A 17,445-nucleotide genomic window follows, 5' to 3' on the forward strand; every position below is an offset into this window, starting at 1 on the left:
ATTTCCCTCCCTTCTGCTGTGTGGGGTGCGTTAAGCAGCGATGCCGTACTGGGGCTTGGTCGTCCGGCGTGGAGGCCGGGCCTTGAGGCGGACGGTGGGCACGGTCGTATCGGGCTGCTGCCGAGCGTGAGCCTTCCGGGGCGGCGCAGGGGTACCAGGACGCTGCGGAGTCCGGACCGGGCGCTCTTCGTGCATGCGGATGATCTCCGCGAGGTGGTCGTCCGAGAAGCGGTACGCGCGGCCGACGCGGGTGAACGGGATGAGTCGCCGACGAGCACGGTCTTTGACCCACCAGGCGGAGCAGCCGAGTACGGCGGCGACCTCCTCGGGGGCATAGAGGCGCGGCAGGGCGGCCTCGGCATGCGAAGACAGTGCGGAGGCAGGGGCTATCGCGGGTTGGCGCAAGGGATGGGTCCTCTTCTGGCGGGTATGGGGCGCGGCAACGCCGACCCGCCGGTCGATCGCTAGGGATGAGATTGGTCTGCCCGTACTGGGGGCTTGCGGGCCCAGTACGGGAGAGGGAGCAGGGGGCTATACCTCGTCAGCAGGCTCGACGTCGCCGCCGCCGGGCGGAGGGCCGTGCATCTTCAGCATGGTCCTGCTGGCCTCCTCCGCCATGGCGTTGGAGACCATCACGTCGGCTTCCTCGCGGATATCGGGATACTCGGCGAGGTAGGCGTCGAGGGCGTCGCGCGCCTCGGTGAAAGCCAAGTTGGCTCTCTGGGTCGCGCGGAACGCGTCAATGATCTCGTCGATGAGCTCCATGGCGCGGGCCTTGGCGGCCAGCTGCGGGGGGCCGACGAGGTTGCGCAGGTCGAGGCCGAAGACCTCGGCGAAGCCGATGGTCTCGTCGAGGTTGATGCGGCGCTTGCCGTTTTCGATCCGCCAGACTGCGGACGGATTCATCTCAAAGCCGGCCTCGTTCATGCGGTCGGACAGGGCGTTGGTGCTCCAACCGCGCGCCTCGCGTTCCAGTTTGATGCGCACCGCGACGTTGCCCTCACCGCTGAGTAGTACGCCCTGCGGCGGGTCTTCATCCGCCATGGCCACCTCTTTCCGTACGTAGCGCTCCCCTGCCATTTGCAGGACCCCTAACAGTAGCATGCCCACTGCGAGATGCAGAACACTTCTGCGATCCGCAATTCATGTGGCATAGTGGTGGTCCCACCCGATCAACCCGAGGAGCCCGCACGACCGCACGTGACATGAAAGAAGCCCCCGGCGATGCCGGGGGCTCAAGCGCAAACCTCTCAACCGCCATCCCTAGCGATCAACCTGCGGAGACCGGGATTGCCGTCCCATATGGCCCGCAAGCAGAGGAGCTGATGCCCAGTATGACCGATCCCCAGCCGAATACGCCATCCCGTCCCAACGACTCCTGCACCTCGTGGCCTCCAGTCGCGGTGCCCGGCCAACCGGCCGGCCCCGTTGCGCCTTCGCCAGAGGAGGACTGCGACGACTGCCCGTCGCCACCGCCGCTGTCCGAAGGAGCGCGGATCCTGGAAGCCCTTCGAGCGCAGGTCAAGCGGTACGTGGCGATGCCGAGCGAGGAGGCCGTCACGGCGGTGGCCTTGTGGGTCGCGGCGACGCATCTGCAGCGCGCGTGGCAGCACGCGCCGCGCCTGGCGATCGTCGCGCCGGAGAAGCGGTGCGGCAAGTCCAGGCTGCTGGACGTGGTGACCGAGACCGTGCACAACCGCCTGATCACGGTCAACGCCAGCGCAGCGGCGATCTTCCGGTCGATCGACGGGGACGACCCGCCGACTCTCCTGGTAGACGAGGCCGACACCATGTTCAGCACCACCAAGGCCGCAGAGAAGAACAAGGAGGTCCGCGGCCTCATCAACGCGGGGCACCAGCGTGGCCGGCCCACTCTGCGAGTATCCGGGCCCGAGCACCAAGTGCAGGAGTTCCCCACCTTCGCCATGGCCGCTCTCGCCGGGATCGGTGACCTGCCGGACACGATCATGGACCGGGCGGTGGTGATCCGGATGCGCCGCCGTGCGGCAGGGGAGAAGGTGGCGTCCTTCCGCACCAACCGGGACACCCCTGCCCTGAACGCGATCCGCGACCGCCTCCACGCCTGGCTGCAACCCTTGTACGAGCAGGCGATGGCCATGGAGCCCCCCATGCCGGTCGAGGACCGCGCGGCAGACACCTGGGAACCGCTGGTCATCATCGCCGACCTCGCCGGGGGCGACTGGCCCGCGCTCGCCCGCACCGCCTGCCGAACCATGACGGACTACGAGGCCGGCCAGGACGAGGAGGGCGGTCTACGCACCCGCCTCCTGGTCGGGATCCGCCGCGCCTTCGCCGCTGTGGGCGACCCGGCCGTGCTGAGCACGAAGCATCTGCTGGAATCCCTGAACGCGGATCGGGAAGCTCCCTGGGCCGAGTACGGCGCCAACGGGCTGACTCCGCGAGGACTGCAGCTGCTCCTGAAGCCGTACGGCATCGGCTCAGCCAACCGCCGCTTCCCCGACGGCACCCAGGCCAAGGGCTTCGCCCGGAACCAATTCCTCGACACCTGGGCCCGCTACTGCCCCGAGCCCAGGGCTGTGGCCGAGGCCGCCCGGCCGGCGGATGAGCCGCTGCCCGACACCGCAGCCTGACCCGACTCCACTCGCACCACTCGTCCCCGCGCAGGTCAGCGCGGGGACGAGTGGGAGAGCCGCAACGAGTCGAGTCGACATCACCACGCCACCCGTACCTGTCCTGACCAGGCACGCGACGAGTGGTACGAGACATCACACCTCACGGCGGCCACCCCCTGCCCTCCCCTGCGCCAAGGCCGCCGCCCCGAGCCCACCTGGAGTACCCCGCTTGCTTGCCCGCATCACCGCCCTCCTCGGCCGAGGCGATTCGCATCGGCATCATCCTGCTACTGCTCCACGAGATGCTCGCCGGACAGGCGCACGTACCACCCTGGTCCTCGGGCTGGTAGCCGTGGTCCTCATGGCCTTTCGGGTCTCGTGGAACGCACTGTCCGACGTGGCCCGCGCCATCGGCGCAGACACCACCGCCGCCCTGCTCTACCCGATCGTGGTCGACGGCCTGATGGCCCTCGCACTGGTCGCCACGCTCGTGCTCACGGGTACGGACCGGAAGTTCGCGCTCCGGGTCCTTGCGACCTATACGCTCGCCAGCCTCCTGCTGAACTACGTGCACGGCCTCATACCGACCCTGCACACCGGGTCGACGCAGTGGGGCCGACTGGCCGACTGGGACCCCGCGAACTGGGCCCTCGTGCTGCTGGCCACCTCGCTCCCGGTCGGGTCGATCTACTTCGGATCGGACCTCGTGGCAAAGGTGCTGCACCACAACCCCGAGTCGGCCGACTCTGCCGAAACGGCCTCTGCCCAGTCGGCCGGCCGGCCAGCCATCGAGTCGGACGGCGAACGAGCCGACGTGCACGCCACTGAGTCGGCCCCTATTCCTGACCAGGACAAATCTGGCCCGGCGCAGGTACCTGAGCCGACTCCCACGAAGGTCGTGGAGGGGCTCGTGACAGGGCCGACTGAGGCCGACATGTCGGCCACCTCTAGCCGATCACGGCAGTCGGCCGCCGTGTCGGCGTCGACCGGGGCTTCGCCGCGTCGGGCGGCCGATCGGGGTCGAGCCACCCCCAAGTCGACCGCCGACCGTCCCCGCACCGACGCCGAAGTCCTAGATGAGGCACGGCTCCTGACCGCCGACTGGAGTGACGACCGACTGACAGCCATGCGTCTGCGTAGCGCCCTGGAGATCGGCCAGAAGCGAGCCCGCATCGTGCGTGACCAGCTGAGGGCCGAGCGCACCACCAACGCCGAGCCCGTCACGTACGGCGGCGTCGAAGGCGAGCCTCTCGGCGGACTCGACGATGCCGACCAACAGCAGGAACAGAACCCAGCTACAGCCCTTTCCGGCGCCGCCTGATCTCTGCGCTTGCCCCGTGCCCTCCTGTGCCGACGAGCACGAGGACACGGGGCCCGCGATCACTCCGCTCCCAGCCACCCTCGGAGAACCAGCCCGTGCACGACCAGCATCACGAAATCCCAGCCCAACAGCAGGAGATGACCACCGACCCCGACAGCGCAGCAAGTTGTCGGGTAAGGAGTCCTTACCCGGCCTCCGCCCCAGGGGAGGCGGAGGCTTCCGGCGCTGAGGCGGCACCGGAGTCGGTCGGCCCGGGGGTGCCGACCGAGGGAGGGACCAACACTCCTTCGCCGCTCGACCCGCACAAGCCCGTGCCACGCCGCCGACTGCGTGACCGACAGCTGCGCGAGCGCCGCGTCCACCCCCGCTACAACGATCACGAGTTCGACCTCGTCCAGCACGCTGCCGCCGTGAGCCAGATGGCACCCGGCGGCTACGTCGCCGAGAGCTCGCTGGCCGCCGCACGCGCCGAGGACCCCACCGCCGCCGTGGCCGACTACCGCGCCACCGTAAAGGCGCTGCTCGCCGCGAACGGGCAGCTCGGCCGGGTCGGCAACAACCTCAACCAGCTCACCGGACACCTGAACAAGGACGGCGACATGCCCGCAGCCGACACCGTCCTGCGGATCCTCCACCGCGTCGAGGCATCTGTGGATGCGGTGGACGGTGCCGTCGCCCGGGTGATGGAGGGGCGGTGAGTCGGTGATACCCAAGATCATCCTTGGCCAGGGCGGCACCCGCGGACTGATCCGCTACCTCTTCGGCAAGGGGCAGGCGAACGAGCACGTGGATCCACACCTGGTGGCATCCTGGAACGACTTCGCACCCGACCCCGGCCGCAGCCCGCACCGCGACCCCAAAGCCGTGGAGAAGCAGCTCGCCGCACAGCTCGACCAGCCCGTGCGAATGCTGGGCAACCGCGCACCACAAACCACCTTCTGGCACTGCCCCGTCCGCGCCGCCCCCGAGGACCCGATCCTCACCGACGCCCAGTGGGCGGACATCGCGCGCAGGATCGTGGCCGCCGCCGGCATCGCCTCCGATGGCGACGAGAAGGCGTGTCGGTGGGTGGCCGTGCGCCACGCGGACGACCACATCCACATCGCCGCCACCCTGGTTCGCCAGGACGGACGCCGCCCCCAGCGCAACCACGACAAGCGGGCCGTGCAGAAGGAAGCCCGTCAGATCGAAATCGACCACGGGCTACGTCAGTTGAAAGCGGGCGATGGGACCGCTGCCAAGCAGCCGACCAGCAAAGAACACTTCAAGGCCAAGCGCCTGGGCCAGGACACCACGGCCCGCGAAGTTCTCCGGACACGTGTGCGAAGGGCGGTCGCCGCCGCAGACAGCGAGACAGAGTTCTTCTCGCTGCTGGAGGCTACCGGCGTAACCGTGCGCCTCAAGTGCGGGCCGTCCGGCGACGCACTTGGATGCAACTTCGCGCTGCCCGGCAACACCAACGAGAACGGCGATCCCGTCTGGTTTGCAGGATCCACGCTGTCCCCCGATCTCTCCTTGCCGAAGATCCGCGAACGCCTCGCCACCAGCGTTCCCGAACCGGTTACCGCCCGGCCGAGCAATCCGTGGCACGAAGCCACCGCCGCCACCGAACGCATCCCCCACCACCTCTCCGCCGCCGACGACCCCGCCGCCCAAGGACAGCTGGTCGCTCTCGGCGCAACACTCGACCTGCTGCCCATCACCGCGCCGGCCGCAGCCAGGGCCGAACTGCAACAGGCCGCCATCGTGTTCGAGCGCGCTACCCGCTCCCGCATTACCGCCGACCTCGACAGCACCCGCGTACTGCGCCGCAGCGTCCAGGCAATCTGGCGTGACCGACCCCAGGACAAGGACGGTGCCGGATTCGCCATGCTCCTGGACGCTGCATTCACAGCGGTTGCTTTCGCGGCCCACTGGCACCGCACCCGCCAGAACGCCCAGCAGGAGGAGGCCGCCGGGCGGGCTCTCCTCCACCTGCGGGCAGCCTACGGACAGGTCGCCGAGCCGGTCCTGGCCGGCCTCGCGCGTCGCGCCCCCGCCCAGCAGACGAAGCGCCGCCTCGCCCACCACATCCAGCAAGCAGTACCGGAGTACGCCGAGCGCATTCTCGATGGCCCCGCCTGGGACGCGCTCGCCACCGTCCTGGCCGAGGCAGAAGCAGCAGGGCACAACGCAGCCACCATCCTCAGCCAGGCACTGGGCCAGCGCACCCTGGAAGACGCCCACAACCCCGCCCGAGCGCTGACCTGGCGCATCCGCCGCCTCAGTCAGCGCCACGCACCCGGCCCGCGGGCCCAGGCCGCCAGGGCCCCAAGCACCACACAACGGATCGGTGTCCCAGCCCATTCGACGACCGCGGCTCCTCCCCCGCAGCGGTCATCGGCTCGGCAGCGCTGACCAACAAACGAGCGCAACATAGACGACGATCGCCGGTTAGCCAAACCGGCGATCGTCCGGAGAGTTGATGCCTCGACCCCCACTCCGGAAGGACTCCCTGTATGGCCATCACCGACACCCGACCCCGTGCCATCGTTCTCCTCACCGACATAGACGCCTCCCGCAGCGACGAACCCGATCACCTTTTCCACCACGACGGGCGCCCGTTCACCACTGCCGAATACGAGCTGCTCTCCACCTGCACGCCGACGGAGATAGACATCGCAGTCGCGCACATGCAGCCGGTTGGCGACTGGATGAGTGAACGCCAGACGGTGCAGAAGGCCCTCATCGGCCTGTACATGAAGTACGCATACCAAATGCCCGATGCCTTTCCGGATAGCGTCTACGACCTCATGACCGAAGAGGACTACTCGGAGTTCGAGCGCCTGGCCGACATCGTCAGCGCCGACGATGCCTTCGAAGAGCACACCGGACACGAACAGGACTGACCGGCTGAAACCAACGGGCCGCGCTTCAGGGCTCCGTCTGTCGCACAGCCTCCGCAGGGTCGCGTACCCATCCCCGTGAGCCCCGGCCCCGCACATGCCGCAGGCCCGACCGGAATCACCGGCCGGGCCTGCGGCACACCCACGAGTTCAGGTGGTCACACGAGCTTTCGCCACCGCCTTCTCCACGAGGTCGACGACCAGCGCGACGGACCCGAGACTACGCAGGGGCGAGCCGTGCCCAACCGCCCAGGCAGTGAGGTGAGGGCGATCAGCTGGACGGGGCCCATAGAAGCTGATCCCGCGTGCTCTCCGGAAGCACTCGGCGCAGCACCGGTGTGGTGGAGCTGAGCGAGGTCGCGAACGCGGCGACCAGGCTGTGCGGCACGCTGGCGCTGAACGACGCAGCCCACAGATACGGGGCCCCCATGGCTGGCTCGGCCCACGCCTGCCAGCCCATCGGCCCGTGCTCCTCCGCATCGGCTGTCAGAGCGCGGGGATCGGAGTCCTGGATGAAGGGCGGCACCTCACCAAGGCTGACACGAGCAGTGAACGTGGGGTGCACAGCTGCCGCGTGGAGCTGTTCTGCGTCGCGGAACCAGCCGTGCGCGGTGACCCCATCGATGACCGCCTCGGGACCGGCGGACGCAGCAGCGGGCCGGCCACATCCGTCGAGTGCGAGGAGGAAATCGGCGATGACCTCACCCGGGACGTCACGAGTGAAGTAGGCAGACCAGTCCGCGAGCAGACTGCTCACGTCCGAGCGGGCAGAGACCTGCCACGCGACCGGCAGCCCACCGAGGTAGAACGGCTCGTCCGGCAGCACCCACTGCGCCCACCGAAGAGCATCAGGACTGATGTGCAGGACCGTGCTGCGCATCACCTGAAGGTCCTCCAGGGGCTCATCGAGCAGACGCTGCCCTCGAATGACTGTCAGGCTCGTCCAACCGCAGTTGGCGAGGTTGTCCGCGACGGCATCGTAGAGACGACCGTCGTCGCCGGCCAGGTGTCGGGGGCCGACCCAGTACGTGGGAGGGGGGCCGCTCGCGAGGGGATCGAATGGGAAATGCGGGTTCAGGAGCGCCTCCAAGGGCATGAGGTTGGATTTTCTGCCGCCGCGGCGAAGTGGGCGGAACGACGAGGGCCGACACAGTAGAGCGAGCCATCGGCGGTGGGATGCCGGGTTACCAGATCCCTATCCTTGCTCCGAACCACGTGACCTGACGGTCTCCGGGAAGGTCATTTACGTTGGCATGCCTTCCCCCTCGTTTCCAGTCTTTCTGCGGGCTTTGCTGTCTGCCCCCGGCGAACTGGCTCGAATTCGGGAAATAATCATCCCTTTCCACGACACTCGCCGAAGTCGAATCGATATCTGAGCGCATGACCTGCCCGGTTACCGCACCGAGGTGGGCTGAGATTGGCGGGCTCCATGGGCGTGGCCAAGGCAGCCCGCCCCCATGGGCTGCTGCCACATGGGAGGGAGGAAATGGCAACGGCGGCGCCCACTACGAGTGGGCGCCGCCGTTCTCTGACCTCAGCTGTCGACCCGGGCGACCTTCCGGCCCACCTTGAGGTACAGGTCAGCGCCCTCGCTGCTGTCGACCTCGGCGAGCACGGCAGCGAGGGTCTGTTGTACCGCGGCTTCAGTGAGCGTCGTGGTGCGCTGGTCGCCACTGCTGGTCTCGCTGATCAGGCGAAGGCCGTTCTGCTTGGCGATGCGGCGGACGGCAGAAGAGCTGGGTGCGAAGTCCAGCACCTGACTGATCAGCTGGCCCAGCGTGGTCTCGGCGTGCTCCTTGAGAGAGACACCCGGGAGGTTCTGCGTGTCACCGAACGAGCGCTTCGAGAAGCGGGCGGTGAACTCCGCACGGGCTGCCTCAGCGGCCTCCAGACCGTGGAGGGCCGCCACGACCTCGCTGGCGAGGATGCGCTTGACGGCCATGGGGTGCGCGGTGCCGTCCGCCAGCCGCTTGGAGACCAGCTGGATCTCGTCGTCCGTCCACTCCGTGAGCAACTTGAGGTAGGACTCGGTGACGTGGTCCGGGATGGACATCAGACGACCGTAGACCTCGTCCGGGGCGGCGGAGAGGCCCACGTAGTTGCCCTTGGACTTGCTCATCTTGGAACCGGTGCCGTCGGTGCCCTCGATGAGGGGCGTGGTGATGACGACCTCAGGGGTTTGCTCCCTGATCTCCATGACCTTGCGGCACATCTGAAGGTTGAGGAGCTGGTCGACGCCGCCGAGTTCAACGTCGGCGGTGATGGCGACCGAATCCAGTGCCATGACCACGGAGTAGACGAACTCCGCGACCGAAAGGCCGTCGCCGGCGGCGAGCCGACTGCGGAAGTCCTCCCGCTGGAGGGACATGGAGACTGGCACGCGGGCGAGGATCTCGACCAGCTCGGGGAGGCTGACCTTGTTGAGCCACTCGCCGTTGAAGCGCAGGTCGGCTCGTTCGAAGTCGATGAACGGGGTGACCTGAGCCTGGTAGCCGGAGAGGTTTGCCGCGATGTCGGAGTCGGTGAGCGGCGGACGATCGGAGGAGCGTCCGGACGGGTCGCCGATCTTCGCGGTCACGTCGCCGATGATGAACACGACGTGATGCCCCATGCGCTGGAACCGGCTCGCGATGATGATGGGCACCGAGTGGCCGAGGTGCACATCCGGCGAGGTCGGGTCGATGCCGTACTTCACGATGAACGGCCGGCCTGCGGACTGCGCAGCCGTGATCTTGTCGGCGAGCGTGGAAGCCGACGGGATCACGTTGATGGCGCGGCCTTCGACGAGAGCGGCCTGCTCCTGGGGGGAGAGGTCCGACAGGTCCAGGGAGCGCCGCGTATATGTCTCTTCCAGGAGCCGGGCGACCGTATAGTCCGCGGCCAGGTCCGATCCAGAGAGGATCTGCATGGCGCGGGTAACGGACTCGCTGAGGCGGCTCATGATGCCTGTTCGCTCCTGGATTGGATCACTGGCGGGGCCAGTAAGAAGGGGAAGCGGCAATTTTATCACCGCTGGTCATGTCCTCGTATTTGAATGATCACTTTCGGTGTCTCCGGCTCCGCTGTTATCGAGTTCTCGGAGTGGCGCTTGCGGATGGCCGGTCACCGCGCTGGCGATCGCCCTCAGCCAGGGGCGTGGCGGTGCGCAAGATCGGATGGTGCCGGCCAGCATGGCGGCGAGCGGGCGCCAGCAGGCGTGACGCTGCCCGGTCTGTACGTACGCCTCGACGCGGTGTCCGGCAGCTTGGGCATGGAAGTGGTGGGCCATCCGGCGCAGGACGCTGGCGGTGGTCCAGGCCGGGGGCTCCGCGGCCATAGTGCGCAGTCGGATGGCGAGTGCGGTACAAACGTCGGCCCGATAGCGCTGGGAGACTCCGGGGGTATGGCGGTCGGTCATGTTGTGCGCGTGGACGCGGTAGTGGACCAGGGGCACGGGGAGGACGCAGCCGTGACCCGCGTGACGCAGGGCGTGGAAGAAGATCTCGTTGACGACGGGCAGCAGCGTAAGAGCAGCCTCCCGATGCACGAGCAGGGTGCTGGTGTTTCCGCCGGGATGGGGATCGGTGACGAGGGGGCGGCCGGCCGCGTCGACGACGTACTCCCAGTGCTCGATGAAGAGCCGTTCGCCGGTGATCGCTTCAGCGCAAGCACGGAGCTTGGCGGGGTGGAACCAGTCATCGGCGTCGAGCGGGGCTACCCAGTCGCCTTCGGCGAGGAGGAAGGCGTCAGTCAGGGTGGGGCCGAACCCTCGGGAGTCGCGGCGGACGACCCGGACGGAATCTCGGTAGCGACGGCACACTTCCGCTGTCTCGTCGGTGGAACCGTCGTCGATGACGATGATCTCCTGCAGGAGATAGTCGCCAGGTTCCTGGTCGAGGCAACTGGTGATGGCACGGGCGAGGTAGCGGCCGTAGTCGTGGCACAGGATGACGCACGAGATCCGGGGTGGGGTGGTCATCGGGCACCTCCGTAGACCCCGGCGTAGGCGGCAAGGATCGCCTTGTGTTCCTGATCGCGGTGCTCCAGGAAGGTGCGGTCGAGGCGCTGGGCATCAGAGCCCGTGCGGGAACGGGCGTTCTCGACCGCCGCGAGGAAGCGTTCGCCGAAGAGGTTCGGGTGGCCGGTCGTCCAGTCGACCCATTCCGGTTCGGTGACCAGTTGCCCGTGCTGCCGGTACTGCTCGGGCAGATGGCCGGTGCGCGAGCACACAGGGAGCAGGTTCAGGTCGAAGGCAAGCTCCAGCTGTCCGGAGTGGCTCCCCCAGAGGTAGGGGAGCAGGAGTACGTCCGAGGCGAGGCCCGCGTCGGTGACTTCGTCGTCCGTGGGGTAGGGGCGCATGGACAGCCGGATGCGTGGATCGTGGCGAGCCGTCTCCAGGAGGAGGGGCACGGGGCTGCCCGGGATGAAGTCGGCGGGGCTGAAGGCGCGCAGGAGCAACCGGAGGGTGCTGCCGGGGTCGGTGACTCCGAGACTCCAGTTGACGACGGGCGAGAGTTGGTCGCGGCTCGGGCGCGAGGCGCCGAACATGAGGAAGCGAGCAGACGTGACGGCCTGCTCGCGCTCCCGGCCACGGAGCGCCTCCGGAGGTACGACGTAGCCGTGAGGAATGACGGTCGCCGGCGAGGTAGTGCCGAGGAGGCCGACCATCTCCCTGCGGGAACTCTCCGTGAGGAAGACCCAGTCGACATCCGCGCTGAGGAGGAGCCGGAGCCGTTCGGTGAATGCGGATTCGTCGCCGTGCATGGACTGAGTGTCGTGGGCGGTGAAGACGACGCGGACTCCGGATTCCGCGCAGGCGTCGAGGAGACGTTCCAGAACAGCCGTCTCCTCGATGTCGATGTGGTGGAGGTGGAGCACGTCGAGCCAGGTGAGCGGAGCGTGGGCGAGGAGCCACGTAGCGGTCACAGCTGTGGGAACGACGGCGCCGGAGCTGATCGCGGTGCCGTTGAGAATGTGGAAATCGGGTCCGTGTAGCTTGCGCGCGTACGGGGTGCGGGCCGGGACATGGACGACGCGCAGCCCTCGGCTGGGCGAGACGGTCGTGGTCACAAGTCCCCCCTCCCGAGGCCGACGACGACCAGCTGCGTGGAAAGCCCGTTGGACACGTCGTCGCTGCGGGTCAGCCCCGCGTAGTGGATCTCGAAACCGGAGGCGCGGAGCAGCGCCTGGAACTCGTCGCCGGCCCACTCGCGGACATGGCTGGGGTTCCGGGGAGGGCCGGGCGTTTCGTATCCGCTGCGGAACTCGCGCGCCGGGGTGGAGAAGACCGCAGCGGAGCTTCCGGCGGCGAGCAGTCCGCGTACCAGGGCCAGGAGTGGGCGAGGGTCGAGTACGTGTTCCACCACGTCGGAGCAGACCACGAGGGAACGCTTGATGACTGCGCGGGCGAGGGGGAGCGCTCGGGTAGTCTCCAGATCCGCCTCGATCCACTCGCCGAAGGGATGGTTGGCGCGGCACCAGCGGAGGTTGTCGCCGACGTCGACCCCGACGAAGGACCAGTCGGGGTGCGTGGAGGCAAGGGCCGCGAGCTTGCCGGCACGGCCGCATCCGATGTCGATCAGAGCGTCGCAGCCGAGCTGCGCGGCGCGGGCGGCGGCGTAGGGGTAGACGTCGGGCTGCCAGACCGTGGCCTCGTCGGTCTCGTCGGCGAAGTACTGCACGCTGTCGCGGCTGCGGTACCCGGCCCGTATGAAGTACGAGGCGGCGTCGCCGAGCGGGAGAGTGGAGAGCACAGGTGCGGTAGGCATGTCAGGGCTCCGTCCGTCACTTCGGCCAGTGGGCGAAGAGGGTGATCAGGCGTTCGATGAGTTCCTCGCGCAGTACCCGCCACTCGCGGGAGCCGGTCCTGCGGACCGCGGTGGCGCGGTCGTAAGAGGCGCCGTCCACCTCGGGCAGGCAGGCATACATCTGGAGCAGAGCCGAGCCCTCGTCCTCTCCGGATGTGTCGCGGTCGCCAGCGATCAGGGCCCGGATGTCGCCGGCGGGCATCGATGCGTCGAGGCCGGAGCCGGGGATGCTCTTGCTCATCTTCGGCAGGCCCCCGAGGCCGGGGATCATCTTGGTGTAGATGCCGGACAGTTGGTCTGCGGGCAGGCCCCAGCGTGCGGCCCCGCGTCGGGCGAGCGCCACGTACTTGTGCTCGTCGACGCCGAGCGAGACCAGGACGTGCCGCCCCTCGGTCAGCAGCTGAACGAAGTCGGCAGCCATGAGGAGCGTGGCCTGCTTCATGCCGTAGGTGAGGCCGTCGAAGACACCGTGATTGCGGTAGAGACCGGAGAGGTCCTCCTCGGCCCAGTGGAAGTCCTCGTCGTCCAGGTGGCGGGAGAGGAGGAAGGCGGTGGCCAGGACATCGGTGTGGCCCTCCTGGCGACGCAGCACACCGCGCTGTTCGTCGAAGCCAAGACGGCGGATGAACTCCTCGTACTGGTCAGCGGTGCGGCGCACCTTGTCCAGCGGGGTACGGCGAGCGTTGTACGAGTCCAGGTCGCCGAGCACGATCTGCACATCGAGGCCCTGCTGCTGGAGTTTGACGGCACGCAGGAGCTGGAAGAGAGTGCCGGCGTGCGGCGGCCCGCCGAGACCGACGCCCGTGGTGACGATGGCGGGCTTGCCGGCCGCCACGGCCTCGGCGAAGTCGAGGGCACCGGTGTGACACATCCACTTGGTGCGGAGGTCGTCCGGGCTCATCCCCGCCAGAGCGAAGTCGATGGTTCCCAGGCCGAGGCGCTCGTACCGGTGCTGGTCGATGACGTTGTCGTAATAGGCCGTGTCGAACTTCATGCGGACGTCTCCTCGGGTGTGATTGGCGCCGTGCGGAAGGGATCGCCCTCGCGAAGGGCGAAGGCATGGCGGACGAGGGACTCGAAGCCGTCGTCCAGGAGGTTGCCGAGCTCGGTGTTGCGGGGCGCGGCCACGCTGCCGAGGTCGGCGGTGACCGTGCCGTCGCCCAAGACCCAGACGCGGAAGGGATAGGCGTCGTCCGGCTCGCGGGTGGGCTGCGCATAGACCGGCAGATCCGGAACAACATCGCGTACGCCGTTCACCGCCTGGACGAATTCCTCGCGACTGAATCCGTAGATCCCGGCCTTGCGGGAATTCGCCCGCCCGATCGGCCTGTACTGGGAGATCAACCAGTACTCGACCGGGGTGGCCTGGGCGCAGTCGGCGATTTTCTCGGCGAGTCGCGGGAGTTCGGCGAGAGAGGCAGCTGTGGTGAAGGTGTTGAAGGCCAAACGCCGATGGTCGGCGATGAGCATGGCCGTGTTGGCCTGGAAGCGGTCGAAGTAGCCCTGACCGCGGAACCAGTCGGCGCTCTCCGCGTCAGGGCCGTCGATGGCCAGGGAGTACACCGTGACGTTCTCGCGCAGGCCGGGGTAGCGGTCCTTGAGGAGAAGGCCGTTGGTGTGCAGGTTCGTGTCGAAGCCGCTGCCGTGCGCGTGCTGGAGGGCAGGCTCAAGGTGGTTGTCGTACGGCATGACCGGGTCTCCGCCGGTGAAGACGATGCGGTGCGCCGAGGACTCGGCTCGGATGCGGTCGATCACCTGGGCGATGACCGCAGGGGTGGTGGTGACCCGGTTCCGCTCGCGGTAGCAGAAGCGGCACACGCCAGGGGACGCGGTGGCCGGGGCCAGGTCCCACGCATTGCAGTCGGTGTTGAGCACCAGGTGGACGATGCCCAGCTCGTCGCGGGTCAGCACGGGATCTCCTCCTTGCGTGACGTCCGGGCGGAGGCGGCTCCGTATGCGGCCGTCGGTAGAAGTCCCTCAAGCGCGTGCGGGGAGCCGCCGGTGAGCCTGATGAAGCACCGCAGGGTGCCGAAGGCCGCGTCCGTGCGCAGGATGGCTTGCGCTGTGTCGAGTCCAGCTCGGAGGGTGGGGGCGGCTTGGCCGGCCACCATGAGCAGAGCCGCGTTGAGGGCTACGGCGTTGCGGGCCGACGAGCTGCCGCGGCCCGCCAGAACGCTGACGGCGGCGGCCACGTTCGCCTGGGGATCGGGCCGCTGGGCGATGGAGCGCAGGTCCTTGGGCATGCTCGCCGCGGCAAGGCGCACCTCCTGGGGCAGGGACGAATCGCCGAGCCCGTCACGGGTGCGACTGGTGCGCACTGTGGCGCCGGGCAGCAGCTCGTCCACCTGCAGGACACCGTCGACGGACGAGTTGACGACGGTCACGTCCGCGAGCCCGAGACGGGTGAGGAGCTGAGCGGAGACGTCGACTGCGGGGTGCGAGAGCCCATAGACGTAGGAAGAGCAGACGACTGGGCTGAGCAGAGCGGGAAAGGCCAGACTGAGCGCGTGCACGGCTTGGAACCGGCCGCCGTATCGACGGTCGAACTCGGGCACCCGGTGCTCGATGGAGAAGAAGCCGAACCCGCACTCGGTGGCGATGCCGACCATTTCATCGTGCGGCACCGCGTCACAGCTTGCGCCCACCAGGTCGATGAAGTCCCGCGAGCCTGTCTTCGACGAAGCACTGCGCGAGCCGAGCTTGGCGATGTGAGCGCCGCCGGTAGCGGCGACGAAAGCCGCGGCGGAGCTGAGATTGAGGGTCTTGAAGGTCTTCTTTCCACTACCGGTGTAGCCCACGAATCGCACACCTGCGGCCGGCCGGCAGTAGTCCCAGCCGTCCCGGTCCAGGCAGGTGGCGGCCTGGACGGCGGCTTCGACTTCGGCGATTCTCGGGCCCCGTAAGAGAAGACCGGTCAGGACGCTTCCCAGCATCACGTCCCGCGTGTGGCCGTCGGGAAGGCCGAGGATGCCGAGGATGCCGCCATGGACGTCGTGGGGGTCGATGTCGGCAGGGGAATTGATCTTGTGGACCAGTGGTGGGATCTGCAAAGCCACGGTGAGCGCTCCATTCAGGTCTGACCGGTCAGGAATCGACGGTGAGCAGGGCCTTCAGCGGCCGGTGTCTGTCCGTGCCGCGGAGATCGGCGAGTGCCCGCGGCAGATCGAGAAGCGGGTAGCGATCCTTGGTGAGTAAGTCGGCCCAACTACCGCCGTAAGTAAGGAGGGTCAGGGCGTCGCGGAAGTCGTCGCGGCCCTTCGCACGGCAGTAGGAGTACGAGCCGCGGACAGTAATCGAGCGGCGGAAAACGTCACGAAGCGGCAGGGACAGCGTGACCTGCGGTGCGTAGGCGCTTTGGACGACGACGGTGCCGCCGTCCCGAACGCAGGACACGGCCTGACGCAGCGGGGCGTCATCCTGCCCGGATGCCGCGTCCACCACGGCCTCGCATGGCGGCAACATGCCCTGGTGCACGGCAACGGGTACGTCACCGAGAGCCTGGTGCAGTCGGTCGCGACGCTCGGCGGACCGAGCGGCAAGGTGGACCTCCCACCCGGCCTGAACGGCACAGACAGCGGTGCACACGGCTATGGCGCCGGTCCCGATGACGCCGAGGCGGCCCGGTCGCATGGGGAGGCCACAGCGCACCCCGTGCAGGGCCACCGCCATGGCATCGGCCAAAACCCCGTGCGCCGGGTCGGCCAAGGCGGGGAGCCGCACGATGCTGGAGGACGGCACGCGGACCGCTTCGGCGAACCCGCCCGGCAGATCCCAGCCGACACGCTGCAGACCGTGACAGAGATGCACGTGTCCGTCCGTGCATGCGGGACACGACCGGCATCCGATCAGCGGGTCCACACAGACCCAGTCGACTGTGCGGGCAACGGTGCCGACGATCTCGTGTCCCGGGAACCACGGCCTCGGCACTGGGCCGCGCCATGACGGGCACAGCTTGGCGATATCGCTTCCGCAGATCCCTGAGTAACGGACGTGGATCAACGTGGTGTCTTCGGTGTCGGTGGGACTCGGAGCAGCCGTGAGACGCAACGAGCCGTCGCGCACGGCCCAGGCGTGTGCCGGGGTCATCGGCCCCGCCTCGCGGTCAACACGGCGGGCACGTCCTCCACTGAAGCCACAGATTCTCCGTGCCAGGGCCTCTCACCGAAGGCGAGCCCGGCCGGGCCGCCCCGCCGCTCAACGCGCAGCGCACGAATTCCGGCCTTCCGCGCGCCCGTCAGCTCGTCGCCGCCTCCGTCCCCGCAGTAGAGGCTGCGGTGAGCCGGGACGCCGAGCTGTTCCAGCGCTCGTGCGAAGAGTCCGGGATCCGGCTTGATCGCGCCTTCCTCGCAAGAGAACACCGCGGTGGGGAAGTAGGACGCCAGAGGCGTCCTACCCCAGCATTCGGCGATCTCGGGAGAGGCGTCGCTGAGGAGTGCCAACCGGACTCCGGCACGCCGCAACGTGTCCAGAACCAGAAATACGGAGCGGTCAGCCCGTAATCGGGCCAAGGCCAAGCGCCGCAGCGTCGTCTCCACGTCGTTCACGTGGCTCTCGGCCGCACCACACCGCGATACCAGGTACGCGGCGACTTTTTCGACCGATGAGAGTCGGCCGTCGTGGCGTACACGCCAACTAGCTCCCAGGGCCGAGGCGACGATGCCGGCGCCGACCTCCATCGCTGCGGCGAACTCGCGCACCGCCGAGCTGCGTTCGGCATCGCTGGGAGCCGGCACGAGCGTGCCGAACAGATCGAAGATCACAGCCTCGCACTCGTACTCCACGGCAAAGGTGCGTTCCACTCGGTCGTTCCTTGTGCGGGGTGCGGTGGGCACGTTGCCTCCCGGTCATCGCGTCGGCCG

At 68.3% G+C, this 17,445-nt stretch carries 17 protein-coding genes; 5 read left to right on the plus strand and 12 right to left on the minus strand.

Annotated features, from left to right (window positions below):
• Nucleotides 1–30: 30 nt before the first annotated feature.
• Together HET64_RS38670 and HET64_RS02955 are read right to left on the minus strand one after the other, a co-directional pair.
• Nucleotides 31–405 (minus strand): helix-turn-helix domain-containing protein, encoded by a 375-nt coding sequence (locus tag HET64_RS38670; RefSeq protein ID WP_374105532.1) that lies wholly within the window; start codon nucleotides 403–405, stop codon nucleotides 31–33.
• A 126-nt stretch (nucleotides 406–531) separates the two neighbouring features.
• On the minus strand, nucleotides 532–1,044 hold the full coding sequence (locus tag HET64_RS02955; RefSeq protein ID WP_215101886.1) for a helix-turn-helix transcriptional regulator: 513 nt from the start codon (nucleotides 1,042–1,044) through the stop codon (nucleotides 532–534).
• Nucleotides 1,045–1,334: 290 nt separating this feature from the next.
• On the opposite strand from HET64_RS02955, the gene HET64_RS02960 reads away from it, so the two are divergent.
• The 5 genes from HET64_RS02960 to HET64_RS02980 all read left to right on the plus strand — a co-directional run bounded on the left by HET64_RS02960 (nucleotide 1,335) and on the right by HET64_RS02980 (nucleotide 6,803).
• On the plus strand, nucleotides 1,335–2,612 hold the full coding sequence (locus HET64_RS02960) for a DUF3631 domain-containing protein (RefSeq protein ID WP_215101888.1): 1,278 nt from the start codon (nucleotides 1,335–1,337) through the stop codon (nucleotides 2,610–2,612).
• Between the two features lie 343 nt (nucleotides 2,613–2,955).
• Complete coding sequence (locus tag HET64_RS02965; RefSeq protein ID WP_251144684.1) at nucleotides 2,956–3,915, plus strand: DUF2637 domain-containing protein; 960 nt, start codon at nucleotides 2,956–2,958, stop codon at nucleotides 3,913–3,915.
• A gap of 311 nt (nucleotides 3,916–4,226) precedes the next feature.
• Complete coding sequence (mobC, locus tag HET64_RS02970; RefSeq protein ID WP_308369759.1) at nucleotides 4,227–4,613, plus strand: plasmid mobilization relaxosome protein MobC; 387 nt, start codon at nucleotides 4,227–4,229, stop codon at nucleotides 4,611–4,613.
• Between the two features lie 4 nt (nucleotides 4,614–4,617).
• Nucleotides 4,618–6,312 carry a relaxase/mobilization nuclease domain-containing protein gene (locus tag HET64_RS02975; protein ID WP_215101894.1) on the plus strand — a complete coding sequence of 565 codons (1,695 nt, stop codon included), beginning with the start codon at nucleotides 4,618–4,620 and terminating at the stop codon, nucleotides 6,310–6,312.
• A 101-nt stretch (nucleotides 6,313–6,413) separates the two neighbouring features.
• Nucleotides 6,414–6,803, plus strand: a complete 390-nt coding sequence (locus tag HET64_RS02980; RefSeq protein ID WP_215101896.1) for a hypothetical protein — start codon at nucleotides 6,414–6,416, stop codon at nucleotides 6,801–6,803.
• A 268-nt stretch (nucleotides 6,804–7,071) separates the two neighbouring features.
• On the opposite strand, the gene HET64_RS02985 is transcribed toward HET64_RS02980, so the two are convergent.
• From HET64_RS02985 to HET64_RS03030, 10 genes are all read right to left on the minus strand, one after another.
• Complete coding sequence (locus HET64_RS02985; RefSeq protein WP_215101898.1) at nucleotides 7,072–7,890, minus strand: DUF317 domain-containing protein; 819 nt, start codon at nucleotides 7,888–7,890, stop codon at nucleotides 7,072–7,074.
• A 444-nt stretch (nucleotides 7,891–8,334) separates the two neighbouring features.
• Complete coding sequence (gene tyrS / locus HET64_RS02990) at nucleotides 8,335–9,741, minus strand: tyrosine--tRNA ligase (RefSeq protein WP_215101900.1); 1,407 nt, start codon at nucleotides 9,739–9,741, stop codon at nucleotides 8,335–8,337.
• Between the two features lie 75 nt (nucleotides 9,742–9,816).
• Nucleotides 9,817–10,758, minus strand: coding sequence for a glycosyltransferase family 2 protein (locus tag HET64_RS02995; protein WP_215101902.1), 942 nt, complete (start codon nucleotides 10,756–10,758; stop codon nucleotides 9,817–9,819).
• A complete protein-coding gene (locus HET64_RS03000; RefSeq protein ID WP_308369762.1) occupies nucleotides 10,755–11,849 on the minus strand; it encodes a hypothetical protein in 1,095 nt (364 codons plus the stop codon). Before HET64_RS03000 ends, HET64_RS02995 begins: the two co-directional genes overlap by 4 nt.
• Complete coding sequence (locus HET64_RS03005) at nucleotides 11,846–12,547, minus strand: trans-aconitate 2-methyltransferase (protein WP_215101904.1); 702 nt, start codon at nucleotides 12,545–12,547, stop codon at nucleotides 11,846–11,848. Before HET64_RS03005 ends, HET64_RS03000 begins: the two co-directional genes overlap by 4 nt.
• A gap of 16 nt (nucleotides 12,548–12,563) precedes the next feature.
• Nucleotides 12,564–13,580, minus strand: a complete 1,017-nt coding sequence (locus HET64_RS03010; RefSeq protein ID WP_215101906.1) for a hypothetical protein — start codon at nucleotides 13,578–13,580, stop codon at nucleotides 12,564–12,566.
• Nucleotides 13,577–14,497: a radical SAM protein gene (locus HET64_RS03015; protein WP_215101913.1), complete on the minus strand. Its 921-nt coding sequence runs from the start codon at nucleotides 14,495–14,497 to the stop codon at nucleotides 13,577–13,579. The genes HET64_RS03010 and HET64_RS03015 overlap by 4 nt, the downstream gene beginning before the upstream one ends.
• Nucleotides 14,491–15,642 (minus strand): hypothetical protein, encoded by a 1,152-nt coding sequence (locus HET64_RS03020; RefSeq protein WP_215101915.1) that lies wholly within the window; start codon nucleotides 15,640–15,642, stop codon nucleotides 14,491–14,493. The genes HET64_RS03015 and HET64_RS03020 overlap by 7 nt, the downstream gene beginning before the upstream one ends.
• 28 nt (nucleotides 15,643–15,670) lie before the next feature.
• Nucleotides 15,671–16,672 carry a zinc-binding dehydrogenase gene (locus tag HET64_RS03025; protein WP_215101917.1) on the minus strand — a complete coding sequence of 334 codons (1,002 nt, stop codon included), beginning with the start codon at nucleotides 16,670–16,672 and terminating at the stop codon, nucleotides 15,671–15,673.
• The gene (locus HET64_RS03030) at nucleotides 16,669–17,385 is read right to left on the minus strand and encodes an HAD family hydrolase (RefSeq protein WP_215101918.1); all 717 of its coding nucleotides are present in this window, start codon (nucleotides 17,383–17,385) and stop codon (nucleotides 16,669–16,671) included. Before HET64_RS03030 ends, HET64_RS03025 begins: the two co-directional genes overlap by 4 nt.
• Nucleotides 17,386–17,445 lie beyond the last annotated feature (60 nt).

Origin of the sequence: Streptomyces sp. McG3 (assembly GCF_018619185.1) — a bacterium.
Classification (GTDB): Bacteria; Actinomycetota; Actinomycetes; order Streptomycetales; family Streptomycetaceae; genus Streptomyces.

Coding starts and splice junctions, on each gene's coding strand:
- HET64_RS02955 (WP_215101886.1), bottom strand. CDS start 1,044: ATGGCGGATGAAGACCCGCCGCAGGGCGTACTACTCAGCGGTGAGGGC.
- HET64_RS02960 (WP_215101888.1), top strand. CDS start 1,335: ATGACCGATCCCCAGCCGAATACGCCATCCCGTCCCAACGACTCCTGC.
- HET64_RS02965 (WP_251144684.1), top strand. CDS start 2,956: ATGGCCTTTCGGGTCTCGTGGAACGCACTGTCCGACGTGGCCCGCGCC.
- HET64_RS02980 (WP_215101896.1), top strand. CDS start 6,414: ATGGCCATCACCGACACCCGACCCCGTGCCATCGTTCTCCTCACCGAC.
- tyrS (WP_215101900.1), bottom strand. CDS start 9,741: ATGAGCCGCCTCAGCGAGTCCGTTACCCGCGCCATGCAGATCCTCTCT.
- HET64_RS02995 (WP_215101902.1), bottom strand. CDS start 10,758: ATGACCACCCCACCCCGGATCTCGTGCGTCATCCTGTGCCACGACTAC.
- HET64_RS03005 (WP_215101904.1), bottom strand. CDS start 12,547: ATGCCTACCGCACCTGTGCTCTCCACTCTCCCGCTCGGCGACGCCGCC.
- HET64_RS03010 (WP_215101906.1), bottom strand. CDS start 13,580: ATGAAGTTCGACACGGCCTATTACGACAACGTCATCGACCAGCACCGG.
- HET64_RS03025 (WP_215101917.1), bottom strand. CDS start 16,672: ATGACCCCGGCACACGCCTGGGCCGTGCGCGACGGCTCGTTGCGTCTC.